The organism is Microbacterium sp. LMC-P-041, assembly GCF_030209555.1.
Classification (GTDB): domain Bacteria; phylum Actinomycetota; class Actinomycetes; order Actinomycetales; family Microbacteriaceae; genus Microbacterium.
This window is the reverse complement of the sequence record NZ_JARVRV010000005.1, coordinates 129003-141511: the sequence shown is the minus strand read 5'-3', so window position 1 is coordinate 141511 and position 12509 is coordinate 129003. Positions and strand designations below refer to the sequence as shown.

Genomic DNA, 12509 nt, shown 5'->3' with positions numbered 1-12509 from the left:
GCGTCGTCGATGACCCGGATCGAAGGAGATCTCATGGTGCGCAGTTCCTATCCCGATGTCGAGATCCCCGCGGTCTCCATCCACCAGTTCCTCTTCGGAGACGTCGAGGAAGACCGTCTCGACGCAGTCGCCCTCGTCGACGGAGTCAGCGGCGCCACCACGACCTACCGTCAGCTGATCGCCCAGATCGACCTCTTCGCGGGCGCGCTCGCAGCGCGAGGGGTGGACGTCGGAACGAAGGTCGGGGTCCTCTGTCCCAACATCCCCGCCTTCGCGACGGTCTTCCACGGCATCCTGCGGGCAGGAGCGACGGCGACCACGATCAACTCCCTGTACACGGCCGAGGAGATCGCGAACCAGCTGACCGACGCCGAGGCGACGTGGCTGATCACCGTCTCGCCGCTGCTGCCGGGCGCGAAGGCCGCCGCGGACGCCGTCGGACTCGCCGACGACCACGTGATCGTCCTCGACGGCGCCGAGGGGCATCCATCGCTGCCTGCCCTGCTCGGCGAGGGTCGCCCCGCTCCCGAGGTGAGCTTCGACCCGGCGACGCATCTCGCCGTACTCCCCTACTCCTCGGGAACGACCGGCCGGCCCAAGGGCGTCATGCTGACCCACCGCAACCTGATCGCGAACGTCAGCCAGTGCCGCTCGACGATCTCTCTCGGAGACGACGACCGAGTACTCGCCGTCCTGCCGTTCTTCCACATCTACGGGATGACGGTGCTGCTGAACTTCGCGCTGCGCCAGCGCGCGGCTCTTGTCACGATGCCGAAGTTCGACCTGACGGAGTTCCTCCGGGTCGTGCAGGAGCACCGGACGAGCTGGGTCTTCATCGCGCCGCCGATCGCCGTCGCGCTCGCGAAGCATCCGCTCATCGATCAGTACGACACCTCCGCGATCAAGGTCATCTTCTCGGGGGCTGCTCCGCTCGACGGCGCTCTCGCATCCGCAGTGGCCGATCGGCTGGGGTGCACGGTCTGTCAGGGCTACGGAATGACGGAGACGAGCCCGGTCACGCACGCGATCCCGTACGACCGCCCTGACATCGACCGCTCATCCGTGGGGATGCTGCTCGCGAACACGGAGGCGCGTCTCGTCGCGGAGGACGGCTCCGATGTCACTGCACCGGCCGAGGGCGCCAGCGAACCGGGCGAGCTCCTGATCCGCGGTCCCCAGGTGATGGCCGGATACCTCAACCGGCCGGATGCGACGGCCGAGATGCTCGACAGCGACGGCTGGCTTCACACCGGCGACGTGGCGACGGTGACGCACGACGGCATCTTCCGGATCGTCGACCGTCTCAAGGAGCTCATCAAGTACAAGGGCTACCAGGTCGCGCCGGCCGTGCTCGAGGCGGTCCTGCTCGAGCATCCGGCCATCGCCGATGCGGCCGTGATCGGTGTGCCCGACGCGGATGGACAGGAGGTACCCAAGGCGTTCGTGGTCGCGCAGCAGGGAGCAGACCTCGACGCGGATGCGGTGATGGCGCACGTCGCCGCCCATGTCGCGCCTCATGAGAAGGTGAGGCAGGTCGAGTTCATCGACGCCATTCCCAAGTCGGCATCCGGCAAGATCCTGCGCAAGGATCTGCGCGCACGCTGAGTCCAGGCGCCGGATACACGAAGAAGCCCGCCGTCCCTCACGGGGCGGCGGGCTTCTTCGAGTGAGCGAGGTGCTTACTCGGACTTCTTCTCGACAGCGTCCTCGGCGGCAGCCTCGGCTGCTTCGCCCTCGGCCTGCGACTCGGCGCCGGCCTCGACGGTCTCGTCTGCCGGAGCCTCCTCGACGGGAGCCTCCTCAGCGGGAGCCTCCTCGACGACCTCGGCCGGCTTCTCAGCCTTGGCAGCCTTCTTGGTGGACTTCGCCTTGGGGGTGACGGGCTCGAGAACGAGCTCGATCACTGCCATGGGGGCGTTGTCACCCTTGCGGTTGCCGACCTTCGTGATGCGGGTGTAGCCACCCTCACGGTCTGCGACCAGCGGGGCGATCTCGGCGAAGAGCGTGTGCACGACGCTCTTGTCGCCGATGACCGAGAGAACGCGACGACGAGCGTGCAGGTCTCCGCGCTTGGCGAAGGTGATCAGGCGCTCGGCGAGCGGACGCAGGCGCTTGGCCTTGGTCTCGGTCGTCTTGATCGACTTGTGGGTGTACAGAGCCGCCGCGAGGTTGGCAAGCAGCAGGCGCTCGTGTGCGGGGCCGCCTCCGAGGCGGGGACCCTTAGTGGGCTTGGGCATAATCGTCTAACTCCTGGTCAGAAAGGTCGGGTATCAGAAGGACTCGTCTTCGCTGCCGCCGTAGAAGTGGGCGCCGTCGAAACCGGGCACCGAATCCTTGAGCGACAGACCGAGCGAGATGAGCTTGTCGCGCACCTCGTCGACCGACTTCTGGCCGAAATTGCGGATGTTCATGAGCTGCGTCTCCGACAGGGCGACGAGCTCGGAAACAGTGTTGATGCCCTCACGCTTCAGGCAGTTGTACGAGCGGACGGAGAGGTCGAGGTCCTCGATCGGCATCGACAGCTCGCTGGAGTTCACTGCCTCCACCGGTGCCGGGCCGATCTCGATGCCCTCAGCCTCGACGTTCAGCTCGCGGGCGAGACCGAACAGCTCGGTGAGCGTCTTCGCAGCCGAAGCGACGGCGTCGCGGGGGCTGATGGCGGACTTGGTCTCGACGTCGAGGACGAGCTTGTCGAAGTCGGTGCGCTCACCCGCACGGGTGGCGTCGACGCGGTAGCTGACCTTGAGCACCGGCGAGTAGATCGAGTCGATCGGGATCTGACCGGCCTCGGCGTACTCGTTGCGGTTCTGCGTCGCCGAGACGTAGCCGCGGCCACGCTCGATCGTGAGCTCGAGCTCGAACTTCGCCGTCTCGTTGAGCGTCGCGATGACGAGCTCGGGGTTCTGGACCTCGACACCGGCCGGAGCCGAGATGTCAGCGGCGGTCACTTCGCCCGAACCGGTCTTGCGCAGGTAAGCGGTGATGGGCTCGTCGCGCTCCGACGAGACCACGAGCTGCTTGATGTTGAGGATGATCTCGGTGACATCCTCCTTCACGCCGGGGATGGTGCTGAACTCGTGCAGCACGCCGTCGATGCGAACGCTGGTGACCGCGGCGCCGGGGATCGACGACAGCAGGCTGCGACGAAGCGCGTTGCCGATCGTGTATCCGAAGCCGGGCTCCAGAGGCTCGATGATGAACCGGCTACGGTTCTCGACGATCTTTTCCTCGGTCAGTGTGGGACGCTGTGCAATAAGCACTCTGTGTTCCTTTCGATCACATGCCCGCTATATGACATGTGGTGGGGTGAGGTCTTGAGTTTTGGGAGTCGATGCCCGCGCTGGCGGGCGTCGAGCCGCTCGGACCCGAAGGACCGAGCGGCTCAACAAGCCGGATCAGACGCGGCGGCGCTTCGGCGGGCGGCAGCCGTTGTGCGCCTGCGGCGTGACGTCCTGGATCGAGCCGACCTCGAGGCCGGCGGCCGTCAGCGAACGGATCGCGGTCTCGCGACCCGAGCCCGGTCCCTTGACGAAGACGTCGACCTTCTTGACGCCGTGCTCCTGCGCCTGGCGGGCGGCCGACTCGGCAGCCATTCCAGCGGCGTAGGGCGTCGACTTGCGCGAGCCCTTGAAGCCCACGCCACCCGACGATGCCCAGCTGATGACAGCGCCGGACGGGTCGGTGATCGAGACGATCGTGTTGTTGAACGTCGACTTGATGTGGGCGTGGCCCAGCGCGATGTTCTTCTTTTCCTTGCGGCGCGGCTTGCGCGCGGCGGCCTTGGGTGCAGCCATGAAAGTGTTCTCCTAGTCCCTGGGGCCGCGCTTAGCGGGCCTTCTTCTTGCCTGCGACGGTGCGCTTCGGGCCCTTGCGGGTACGGGCGTTGGTCTTGGTGCGCTGACCACGGACCGGGAGGCCACGACGGTGGCGGATGCCCTCGTAGGAGCCGATCTCGACCTTGCGGCGGATGTCTGCGGCGACCTCGCGGCGCAGGTCACCCTCCACCTTGTAGTTGCCTTCGATGTAGTCGCGGAGGGCGATCAGCTGGTCATCGCTGAGGTCCTTCACGCGGATGCTCTCGTCGATCTCCGTAGCCTTGAGGATCTCGACCGAGCGGGTACGGCCGACGCCGTAGATGTAGGTAAGGGCGATCACCACGCGCTTATCGCGCGGGATGTCAACGCCGGCAAGACGTGCCATGCGGTTCTCCTGAGTGTTGTGGAGGTGTGGAGCAGGATCGGTGCTCGGGCCTCCGCCCCGAGGTGTCCCCCACTCGCGTGGGATCTGATCCTGCCGTTGTGTGTATTGAGTTGTGAGTCAGATCCGAAGAGTCCGTCGGCATCGCCGACGGGCGCTCAGCCCTGGCGCTGCTTGTGGCGCGGGTTGCTCTTGCAGATGACCATGACGCGGCCGTGACGGCGGATCACCTTGCAGTGATCGCACATGGGCTTGACGCTGGGGTTGACCTTCATGATGTGTCCTATTCGCTGTCTTCACCGGGCAGGCTGAGTGCCTGGGGTGTTACTTCTCGACCGATCAGCGGTAGCGGTAGACGATTCGTCCGCGGGTCAGGTCGTAGGGGCTGAGCTCCACGACCACACGGTCTTCGGGGATGATGCGGATGTAGTTCTGCCGCATCTTGCCTGAGATCGTTGCAAGGACCTTGTGTCCGTTGGAGAGCTCAACGCGGAACATCGCGTTGGGCAGAGCCTCGGAGATCACGCCCTCGATCTCGATGACACCGTCTTTCTTAGCCATAGCCTCGCTGACGCTTCTGCAGACCGGTCGATCTGCGGTGGGTGATTGGATTGCGATACCTCTGCCGATTCAGACACGCCGAATCAAGGCGCAAGGCACCAAGGATCTATGTTATCCGACAACGGGAGTTCCGGCAACCTGAGCAGAATGCCGGAACTCCCGTTGATCGGATGAGACGGGATCAGCCGAGGATCTTGGCGAACTCCGCCTCGATCTCGCTGTTCTCGATGCGGTTCCCGTTGACCTCGACGGTCGGGGTTCCGGTGATCTCGTGCGCCTTCGTCTGCGAGTCGGCGAACTTGTTGTAGGTGCCGTCGGCGATGCAGTCAGCCGCGGCGCCTGCTCCGGCCTGCTCGGCGAGCGCGCTCAGCTCCTCGACGCTGAGACCGGCCGAGTTCTCCTCCGGCTGGTTCGCGAAAAGCAGGTTGAAGTAGTCGAGAGTCGAGTCGGGAGCCTCGGCGGCGACGCAGTACATCGAGCCGGCCGACAACGAGGAGTACTCCCCCGTCGTCGAGTAGCGGTTGAGGATCGACACCGGGTGGATGTTCAGCGTGATCTTGTCGTCGGCGGCTGCCGCCTGCAGCTGCTCGCCGTAGACGTCCTCGAACTGCCCGCAGACGGGGCACATGAAGTCGACGTAGGTGTCGATCTCGTCCTCGCCCGACCCGAACGAGATGGCGCCGGTCTCCTCGTTCACGATCGAGCTCTGCGGGGCCGTGCCCGGGGAGGTCGCCTGGTTGTTCAGGAACACGACGACGAAGGCCAGAACGGCCAGCACGACCACCACTGCCGCCGAGACGCCGATCACGAACCAGTTGGTGTTGCTCTTCGCGGCTGCCATTGCTTTCCGTTTCTGTCGCGGTCCGCCGATGGCGGACCCGGCTTGAAGTCCTCGGGCGCACGCGCACCCATACACCCATTGTGCCCGGAGAAACCTATGCGCACGTTGTGATCGAGCGCTGGATCGCCGATCGCGTCGTGACCGACAGCGCCGGCTTCAGGCGATCGGGGTCGGCGTCACGCCGAACGGGGCGAGACCGGCCGCTCCCCCGTCTGCCGCGGTCAGCACCCAGATCCCGTCCGCGTGCAGTGCGACGCTGTGCTCCCAGTGCGAGCCGTCGGTGCCGTCGACCGTCGAGACGGTCCAGTCGTCGTCCTCGACGAAGGTCTCGTCGCTGCCGGCAGTGACCATGGGCTCGATCGCCAGCACGAGACCGGGCTTGACCTCGGCGCCCGGGTCGGGCGTGCGGTAGTTGAAGACGCTGGGCGCCTCGTGCATCTTGCGTCCGATGCCGTGGCCGACGTACTCGCGCAGGATGCCGTACGTCTCGCCGGAGACGGCTGACGGGCCCTGTGCCTCGATGTAACCCTGGATCGCGGCTCCGATGTCACCGAGGTGCGAAGCGGACGCCATGGCGGCGATCCCCGCCCACATCGAACCCTCCGTGACCCGCGAGAGCTCCTCGCGCCGGGCGACCAGCTCGGGGCGCGTCTCATCAGGGACGACGACGGTGATGGCGCTGTCGCCGTTCCAGCCCTGGTACTGCGCGCCGCAGTCGATCGAGACGATGTCGCCTGCCTGAAGGACCCTCTCACCCGGGATGCCGTGGACGACCTCTTCGTTCACCGAGATGCAGGTGGTGTGCCGGTATCCGCGAACGAGCTGGAAGTTCGATTCCGCGCCACGGGCGAGGATCACACGGTTCGCTTCGGCGTCGAGCTCGAGAGTCGTGACACCGGGTCGTATCAGCGGCCGCACGGCGTCGAGCGCAGCCGCCGTGATGAGACCGGGCTCCACCATCGCACGCAGCTGAGCCGCGCTCTTGTAGATCGACTTGCGGAACATCGTTCGGTGATCAGGCCGCGAGGCGCAGACCGCGTGCGGTCAGCGCCGCGAACACGCGCTCGGTGATCTCGTCGAGCGAGCCCACGCCGTCGATGCGGTCGACGATCCCACGGGGGCCGTAGACCTCGAGGATCGGGGCCGTCTCGTGCTCGTAGATGTCGAGACGGTGTGCGATCGCCTCATCCGTGTCATCCGAGCGACCCTGCTCCGCTGCACGGAGCTTGAGACGCTCGATGCTCTCTTCGCGCGGGACGTCGAGCAGGATGACGGCGTCGAGGGACTCCCCCCGGGCACCGAGGAACGCGTCGAGGTGCCCGACCTGCGCGGCATTGCGGGGGTAGCCGTCGAGCAGGAAGCCCTTGGCTGCATCGTCCTGCGAGAGGCGATCGCGAACGATCTCGCTGGTGAGCTCGTCGGGAACGAGATCGCCCTTGTCGAGGATCGCCGTGACCTGCTGGCCGAGCGGCGTGCCCTCCTTGATGTTCGCGCGGAAGATGTCGCCCGTCGAGACGACCGGGATGCCGTAGGACTCTGCGATGCGGACGCCCTGCGTGCCCTTCCCCGAGCCCTGCGGACCGACGATGAGGAGACGAGCTGATCGAGTCATCGGAGGAGCCCTTCGTAGTGTCGCTGCTGCAGCTGTGCGTCGATCTGCTTGACCGTCTCGAGACCGACGCCCACGATGATGAGGATCGAGGCGCCGCCGAACGGGAAGTTCTGGTTGGCGCCCACGGTGGCGAGAGCGATGAGCGGGATCAGCGCGATGAGGCCGAGGTAGATCGACCCGGGCAGCGTGATGCGCGTGAGCACGTAGTCGAGGTACTCGGCAGTCGGACGACCGGCACGGATGCCGGGAATGAATCCGCCGTACTTCTTCATGTTGTCGGCGACCTCGACCGGGTTGAAGGTGATCGCGACGTAGAAGTACGTGAAGCCGATGATCAGCAGGAAGTACACGGCCATGTAGATCGGGCTGTTGCCGGTCGTGAAGTTCGCGCTGATCCAGGTGACCCACGCTGCCGGCTCGGAGCCGTCCTGAGGGGTGTTGAACTGTGCGATGAGCGCCGGGATGTACAGCAGCGACGAGGCGAAGATCACGGGGATCACACCGGCCATGTTGACCTTGATCGGAATGTACGTGTTGGTGCCGCCGTAGGTGCGGCGACCGACCATGCGCTTGGCGTACTGCACCGGGATGCGCCGCTGGGACTGTTCGACGAAGACGACGAGCCCCATGACGATGATTCCCACCAGAAGCACCAGGAGGAAGACCTCGAAGCCCTTGCTCTCCCAGATGAGCCACATGGCTCCGGGGAACGTGGCGGCGATCGAGGTGAAGATGAGCAGCGACATGCCGTTGCCGATACCGCGCTCGGTGACGAGCTCTGCGAACCACATGATGAGGCCCGTGCCGGCGGTCATCGCCATGATGATGAGCAGCTGCGCCCACCACACGTCGTTGGTGAGGAGGTTCTGGCACGCGGCGATGTCGGTGGTGCCGAAGAGCTGACCGCTGCGGGCCACCGTGACCAGCGTCGTCGACTGCAGCAGTGCGAGAGCGATGGTGAGGTAGCGCGTGTACTGGGTCAGACGGGCCTGGCCGGCCTGGCCCTCTTTGTGCAGAGCCTCGAAGTGAGGGATGACCACGCGAAGGAGCTGGGTGATGATCGTCGCGGTGATGTACGGCATCACGCCGAGGGCGAAGATCGAGAGCTGGAGGAGCGCGCCACCCGAGAACAGGTTGACGAGTCCGAGGAGTCCCTCCGTCCCGGAGTTCAGCGCGAGGCACTCCTCGACGTTCGGGAAGTTCACGAACGGAGCAGGCACATTCGAGCCAAGCCGGTAGATGGCGACGATGGCGAGGGTGAAACCGATCTTCCGACGCAGGTCGGGCGTGCGGAAGATCCGCGCGATGGCGCTAAACAAGGACGTCCTCCTGAAAGGTTGCCGATCCCTGAAGGACGGCTGAAAGAACAGGCTAACCCATAAGAGGGGCCGGAGAATCTCCGACCCCTCTCATGAAGTGGTTACTTGACGGATCCGCCAGCCGCCACGATCTTCTGCTCGGCGGAACCCGAGACCTTGTCGACCGCGACGGTGAGCTTCACGGCGATGTCGCCGTCTCCGAGAACCTTGACCTTCTCGTTCTTGCGAACGGCACCCTTGGCGACCAGGTCGCTGATGGTGACGTCGCCACCCGTGGGGTACAGCTCCGCGAGCTTCTCCAGGTTCACGACCTGGTACTCGACGCGGAACGGGTTCTTGAACCCGCGCAGCTTCGGGGTGCGCATGTGCAGAGGCATCTGCCCACCCTCGAAGCCGACGCGAACGGTGTTGCGAGCCTTCGTGCCCTTGGTACCGCGACCCGCGGTCTTACCCTTGGAGCCCTCACCGCGACCGACACGGGTCTTCGCGGTGTTGGATCCGGGGACCGGACGCAGGTGGTGCACCTTCAGCACGCCGGGGCGGGATGCCGGAGCATCCTTCTTCGGCGCAGCCTTCTTGGCAGCCGGCTTCTTGACGGCGTCGGCCTTGGCCTCGGTCGCCTTCGCCGGTGCCTTCTTGGCGGCGGGCTTCTTCTCGGCTGCGGCCTTGGGAGCGGCAGCCTTCTTCGGGGCCTTCTCGGCGCCTGCGGCTTCGTTCTTCTCAGCCATTAGTCGATCTCCTCAACCTTGACGAGGTGGGCGACGGTCTTGACGTAACCGCGCGTCTGCGCGTCGTCGGGGCGAACGGTGCTGTCACCGATTCGCTTCAGACCGAGGCTGCGCAGCGTGTCACGCTGGTTCTGCTTCTCGCTCACCTTGGACTTGACCTGCGTGACCTTCAGGCGCGCAGCCATCAGGCACCTACCTTCTGTGCGGCGATGGCGTCAGCCTCCGCACGGACGAGACGCGCGGGTGCGACCTGGTCGAACTCGAGGCCACGACGTGCGGCGACCGCACGGGGCTCCTCGAGCATCTTCAGGGCCGTCACCGTCGCGTGCACGATGTTGATCGTGTTCGACGAGCCGAGCGACTTCGACAGCACGTCGTGGATGCCGGCGCACTCGAGCACGGCGCGAACCGGACCACCGGCGATGACACCGGTACCGGCAGCGGCCGGACGGAGCAGGACGACGCCTGCTGCGGCCTCACCCTGCACGGGGTGCGGGATGGTGCTGCCGACGCGCGGAACGCGGAAGAAGTTGCGCTTGGCCTCTTCGACACCCTTCGAGATCGCCAGAGGGACCTCGCGGGCCTTGCCGTAGCCGACGCCCACCAGACCGTTGCCGTCGCCGACGACCACGAGAGCGGTGAAGCTGAAGCGACGACCACCCTTCACGACCTTCGAGACGCGGTTGATGGTGACCACGCGCTCGAGGAACTGGTTGTCCCCACGGTCGCGGGAGTTGCGGTCACGGCCACCCTGGTTGCGGTCGCTACGGCCGCCACGGCGGTTGTCGCGCTGAGACGGCTCTGCCTGCGTGGTGCCGGTGGCAGTCTCGGAAGTGGCAGCTGCCGCTTCGGTCACTTCGTTCTCCTTGTTGTCACTCACAGTGCCAGACCCCCTTCGCGGGCGCCGTCGGCGATGGCGGCGACACGACCGGCGTAGCGGTTTCCGCCACGGTCGAACACTGCCTCGGAAACGCCGGCAGACTTCGCACGCTCGGCGAGAAGCTCGCCGACCTTGCGGGCCTTGGCGGTCTTGTCACCCTCGAGCGAACGCAGGTCGGTCTCGAGCGTCGATGCCGACGCGACGGTGTGACCCTTGCTGTCGTCGACAAGCTGCACGAAGACGTGGCGAGCCGAGCGGTTGACGACGAGACGCGGACGCGCCTCGGTGCCGACGACCTTCTTGCGAAGGCGGGCATGACGACGCGCGCGGGCGTCAGACTTTGACTTGAGAGCCATGGTTACTTACCACTCTTTCCGGCCTTGCGACGCACGACCTCGCCGGCGTAACGCACGCCCTTGCCCTTGTACGGCTCGGGCTTGCGGATCTTGCGGATGTTCGCAGCTGCCTCGCCGACAGCCTGCTTGTCGATACCACTGACGGTGAGCTTGTTGGTGCCCTCGACCGTGAGCGTGATACCGGCGGGCGGGTCGATGAGGACCGGGTGCGAGAAGCCGAGGGCGAACTCGACCGAGCTGCCCTTCTGAGCGACACGGTAACCGGTTCCGACGACCTCGAGACCCTTGGTGTAGCCCTGGGTCACGCCGATGATGTTGTTGTTGATGAGCGTGCGGGTCAGGCCGTGAAGCGACCGGGACTCACGCTCGTCGTCGGGACGGGTGACGAGAACCTGGTTCTCCTCGACCGCGACCTCGATGGGCTTGGCGACCGTCAGGGTGAGCTCACCCTTGGGGCCCTTCACCGCGACCTCACGGCCGTCGACCGAGATGGTCACGCCCGCGGGAACGTCGATGGGAAGTCGTCCAATACGCGACATTTTCGATTACCACACGTAGGCGAGAACTTCTCCGCCCACGCCCTTCTGCTCTGCCTGACGGTCAGTGAGGAGACCGGAGGAGGTGGACAGGATGGCCACGCCGAGTCCGCCGAGGACCCTGGGCAGCTCGGTGGACTTCGCGTAGACGCGGAGGCCGGGCTTCGACACGCGCTTGATGCCCGCGATCGAACGCTCACGGTTGGGGCCGTACTTCAGCTGCAGGGTGAGGTTCGATCCGACGCGAGCGTCAGTCGTCTCCCATCCAGCGATGTAGCCCTCCTGCTGGAGGATCTCGGCGATGTGCGTCTTGAGCTTGCTCGACGGCAGGGTCACGGAGTCGTGATGCGCCGAGTTCGCGTTGCGCAGACGGGTCAGCAGATCTGCGACCGGGTCTGTCATTGTCATTGTTGTTTTCCTTTGTTCATGAGGTTCCGGCTGCCGTTACACGACAGACGGCCTGCGATGACACGCAATCTTCAATTGTACGGGATCGGGCGGGGCGCTGTGCGCCCCGCCCGAAACCGCTTACGCCTGGGCGTCTTCCGTACGGAAGGGGAAGCCGAGGTGACGAAGAAGCGCGCGACCTTCGTCGTCCGTCTTCGCGGTGGTGACGACGGTGATGTCGAAACCGCGAACCCGGTCGATCTTGTCCTGATCGATCTCGTGGAACACGCTCTGCTCCTGGAGACCGAAGGTGTAGTTGCCGTTTCCGTCGAACTGCTTGCCCGAGAGGCCGCGGAAGTCGCGGATACGGGGCAGAGCGAGCGAGACGAGACGGTCCAGGAACTCCCACGCACGGTCACCGCGGAGGGTGACGTGTGCGCCGATGGCCTGGCCCTCGCGCAGCTTGAACTGCGCGATCGACTTGCGAGCCTTCGTGACGAGCGGCTTCTGACCGGTGATCTTGGTGAGATCGTCGATCGCGCCGTCGATCACCTTGCTGTCGCGGGCCGCTTCACCGACACCGGTGTTCACAACGACCTTGACCAGACCGGGGATCTGCATCACGTTGGTGTAGCCGAACTCATCCTGCAGCTTCTGCTGGATCTCGGCCTTGTACTTCGCCTTCAGGCGGGGCTGGATCTTGCCAGCCACCGCAGCGTCGGTGGTTGCCATCAGAGGTCCTTACCTGACTTCTTCGCGTACCGCACACGGACGGTGCGCTTGACGCCGTCCTTGGTCTGCTCCTCGACCCGGTGGCCGACCTTGGTCGGCTTCTTGGTCGAGGGGTCGACGAGTGCGACGTTCGAGATGTGGATGGAGGCCTCGACAGTCTCGAGGCCGCCCGTCTTGGTGCCACGCTGCGTCTGTCCGACGCGCGTGTGCTTGGTGACGTAGTTCACGCCTTCGACGATGACGCGGTTCTTGTCGGACAGGATCTCGAGGACCTTGCCCTGCTTGCCGCGGTCGCCGCCACGCTCCTGCGTGGCTCCGGTGATGACCTGAACCAGGTCACCCTTCTTGATCTTCGCCATG

The 12509-nt window shown here is 65.5% G+C and carries 19 protein-coding genes; 1 reads left to right on the top strand and 18 read right to left on the bottom strand.

The annotated features are described in order from the left end of the window. Positions 1-33: 33 nt before the first annotated feature. Complete coding sequence (locus QRN21_RS10820) at positions 34-1605, top strand: AMP-binding protein (protein WP_187250332.1); 1572 nt, start codon at positions 34-36, stop codon at positions 1603-1605. A gap of 74 nt (positions 1606-1679) precedes the next feature. On the opposite strand, the gene rplQ is transcribed toward QRN21_RS10820, so the two are convergent. From rplQ to rplX, 18 genes are all read right to left on the bottom strand, one after another. Continuing rightward, positions 1680-2237: a 50S ribosomal protein L17 gene (rplQ, locus tag QRN21_RS10815; RefSeq protein ID WP_053097470.1), complete on the bottom strand. Its 558-nt coding sequence runs from the start codon at positions 2235-2237 to the stop codon at positions 1680-1682. A 33-nt stretch (positions 2238-2270) separates the two neighbouring features. After that, positions 2271-3260 (bottom strand): DNA-directed RNA polymerase subunit alpha, encoded by a 990-nt coding sequence (locus QRN21_RS10810; protein WP_042538798.1) that lies wholly within the window; start codon positions 3258-3260, stop codon positions 2271-2273. A 135-nt stretch (positions 3261-3395) separates the two neighbouring features. Then, a complete protein-coding gene (gene rpsK / locus QRN21_RS10805; protein WP_045253826.1) occupies positions 3396-3794 on the bottom strand; it encodes a 30S ribosomal protein S11 in 399 nt (132 codons plus the stop codon). A 31-nt stretch (positions 3795-3825) separates the two neighbouring features. After that, the gene (rpsM, locus tag QRN21_RS10800) at positions 3826-4200 is read right to left on the bottom strand and encodes a 30S ribosomal protein S13 (RefSeq protein WP_047524098.1); all 375 of its coding nucleotides are present in this window, start codon (positions 4198-4200) and stop codon (positions 3826-3828) included. Between the two features lie 155 nt (positions 4201-4355). After that, a complete protein-coding gene (gene rpmJ, locus QRN21_RS10795) occupies positions 4356-4472 on the bottom strand; it encodes a 50S ribosomal protein L36 (protein ID WP_033106073.1) in 117 nt (38 codons plus the stop codon). Positions 4473-4536: 64 nt separating this feature from the next. After that, entirely contained in the window at positions 4537-4758 is a 222-nt protein-coding gene (gene infA / locus QRN21_RS10790; protein WP_017201569.1) for a translation initiation factor IF-1, read from the bottom strand. A gap of 181 nt (positions 4759-4939) precedes the next feature. Continuing rightward, the gene (locus QRN21_RS10785; protein ID WP_053097471.1) at positions 4940-5599 is read right to left on the bottom strand and encodes a DsbA family protein; all 660 of its coding nucleotides are present in this window, start codon (positions 5597-5599) and stop codon (positions 4940-4942) included. A 156-nt stretch (positions 5600-5755) separates the two neighbouring features. Beyond that, complete coding sequence (gene map / locus QRN21_RS10780) at positions 5756-6604, bottom strand: type I methionyl aminopeptidase (RefSeq protein WP_285364019.1); 849 nt, start codon at positions 6602-6604, stop codon at positions 5756-5758. Between the two features lie 10 nt (positions 6605-6614). Further along, complete coding sequence (locus QRN21_RS10775) at positions 6615-7211, bottom strand: adenylate kinase (RefSeq protein ID WP_285364018.1); 597 nt, start codon at positions 7209-7211, stop codon at positions 6615-6617. Next, positions 7208-8530 (bottom strand): preprotein translocase subunit SecY, encoded by a 1323-nt coding sequence (gene secY / locus QRN21_RS10770; protein WP_053097474.1) that lies wholly within the window; start codon positions 8528-8530, stop codon positions 7208-7210. The genes QRN21_RS10775 and secY overlap by 4 nt, the downstream gene beginning before the upstream one ends. 101 nt (positions 8531-8631) lie before the next feature. After that, positions 8632-9258 carry a 50S ribosomal protein L15 gene (gene rplO / locus QRN21_RS10765; protein ID WP_072591670.1) on the bottom strand — a complete coding sequence of 209 codons (627 nt, stop codon included), beginning with the start codon at positions 9256-9258 and terminating at the stop codon, positions 8632-8634. Beyond that, positions 9258-9443, bottom strand: a complete 186-nt coding sequence (rpmD, locus tag QRN21_RS10760) for a 50S ribosomal protein L30 (RefSeq protein WP_042538783.1) — start codon at positions 9441-9443, stop codon at positions 9258-9260. The genes rplO and rpmD overlap by 1 nt, the downstream gene beginning before the upstream one ends. Then, positions 9443-10138, bottom strand: a complete 696-nt coding sequence (gene rpsE, locus QRN21_RS10755) for a 30S ribosomal protein S5 (protein ID WP_072591671.1) — start codon at positions 10136-10138, stop codon at positions 9443-9445. Before rpsE ends, rpmD begins: the two co-directional genes overlap by 1 nt. Continuing rightward, on the bottom strand, positions 10135-10494 hold the full coding sequence (rplR, locus tag QRN21_RS10750) for a 50S ribosomal protein L18 (protein ID WP_053097476.1): 360 nt from the start codon (positions 10492-10494) through the stop codon (positions 10135-10137). Before rplR ends, rpsE begins: the two co-directional genes overlap by 4 nt. A gap of 2 nt (positions 10495-10496) precedes the next feature. Further along, the gene (gene rplF, locus QRN21_RS10745) at positions 10497-11033 is read right to left on the bottom strand and encodes a 50S ribosomal protein L6 (protein WP_053097477.1); all 537 of its coding nucleotides are present in this window, start codon (positions 11031-11033) and stop codon (positions 10497-10499) included. Between the two features lie 6 nt (positions 11034-11039). Then, positions 11040-11438 carry a 30S ribosomal protein S8 gene (rpsH, locus tag QRN21_RS10740; RefSeq protein ID WP_045253835.1) on the bottom strand — a complete coding sequence of 133 codons (399 nt, stop codon included), beginning with the start codon at positions 11436-11438 and terminating at the stop codon, positions 11040-11042. Positions 11439-11558: 120 nt separating this feature from the next. Beyond that, positions 11559-12149 carry a 50S ribosomal protein L5 gene (rplE, locus tag QRN21_RS10735; RefSeq protein WP_053097478.1) on the bottom strand — a complete coding sequence of 197 codons (591 nt, stop codon included), beginning with the start codon at positions 12147-12149 and terminating at the stop codon, positions 11559-11561. Continuing rightward, positions 12149-12508, bottom strand: a complete 360-nt coding sequence (rplX, locus tag QRN21_RS10730) for a 50S ribosomal protein L24 (RefSeq protein WP_045253837.1) — start codon at positions 12506-12508, stop codon at positions 12149-12151. Before rplX ends, rplE begins: the two co-directional genes overlap by 1 nt. Position 12509 lies beyond the last annotated feature (1 nt).

Coding starts and splice junctions, on each gene's coding strand:
- rplF (WP_053097477.1), bottom strand. CDS start 11,033: ATGTCGCGTATTGGACGACTTCCCATCGACGTTCCCGCGGGCGTGACC.
- map (WP_285364019.1), bottom strand. CDS start 6,604: ATGTTCCGCAAGTCGATCTACAAGAGCGCGGCTCAGCTGCGTGCGATG.
- QRN21_RS10775 (WP_285364018.1), bottom strand. CDS start 7,211: ATGACTCGATCAGCTCGTCTCCTCATCGTCGGTCCGCAGGGCTCGGGG.
- rplE (WP_053097478.1), bottom strand. CDS start 12,149: ATGGCAACCACCGACGCTGCGGTGGCTGGCAAGATCCAGCCCCGCCTG.
- rpsH (WP_045253835.1), bottom strand. CDS start 11,438: ATGACAATGACAGACCCGGTCGCAGATCTGCTGACCCGTCTGCGCAAC.
- rpsK (WP_045253826.1), bottom strand. CDS start 3,794: ATGGCTGCACCCAAGGCCGCCGCGCGCAAGCCGCGCCGCAAGGAAAAG.
- rpmJ (WP_033106073.1), bottom strand. CDS start 4,472: ATGAAGGTCAACCCCAGCGTCAAGCCCATGTGCGATCACTGCAAGGTG.
- rplX (WP_045253837.1), bottom strand. CDS start 12,508: ATGGCGAAGATCAAGAAGGGTGACCTGGTTCAGGTCATCACCGGAGCC.
- rplQ (WP_053097470.1), bottom strand. CDS start 2,237: ATGCCCAAGCCCACTAAGGGTCCCCGCCTCGGAGGCGGCCCCGCACAC.
- infA (WP_017201569.1), bottom strand. CDS start 4,758: ATGGCTAAGAAAGACGGTGTCATCGAGATCGAGGGCGTGATCTCCGAG.
- QRN21_RS10820 (WP_187250332.1), top strand. CDS start 34: ATGGTGCGCAGTTCCTATCCCGATGTCGAGATCCCCGCGGTCTCCATC.
- rplO (WP_072591670.1), bottom strand. CDS start 9,258: ATGGCTGAGAAGAACGAAGCCGCAGGCGCCGAGAAGGCCCCGAAGAAG.
- QRN21_RS10785 (WP_053097471.1), bottom strand. CDS start 5,599: ATGGCAGCCGCGAAGAGCAACACCAACTGGTTCGTGATCGGCGTCTCG.
- rpsM (WP_047524098.1), bottom strand. CDS start 4,200: ATGGCACGTCTTGCCGGCGTTGACATCCCGCGCGATAAGCGCGTGGTG.
- rpmD (WP_042538783.1), bottom strand. CDS start 9,443: ATGGCTGCGCGCCTGAAGGTCACGCAGGTCAAGTCCAAGGTGAGCGAG.
- rplR (WP_053097476.1), bottom strand. CDS start 10,494: ATGGCTCTCAAGTCAAAGTCTGACGCCCGCGCGCGTCGTCATGCCCGC.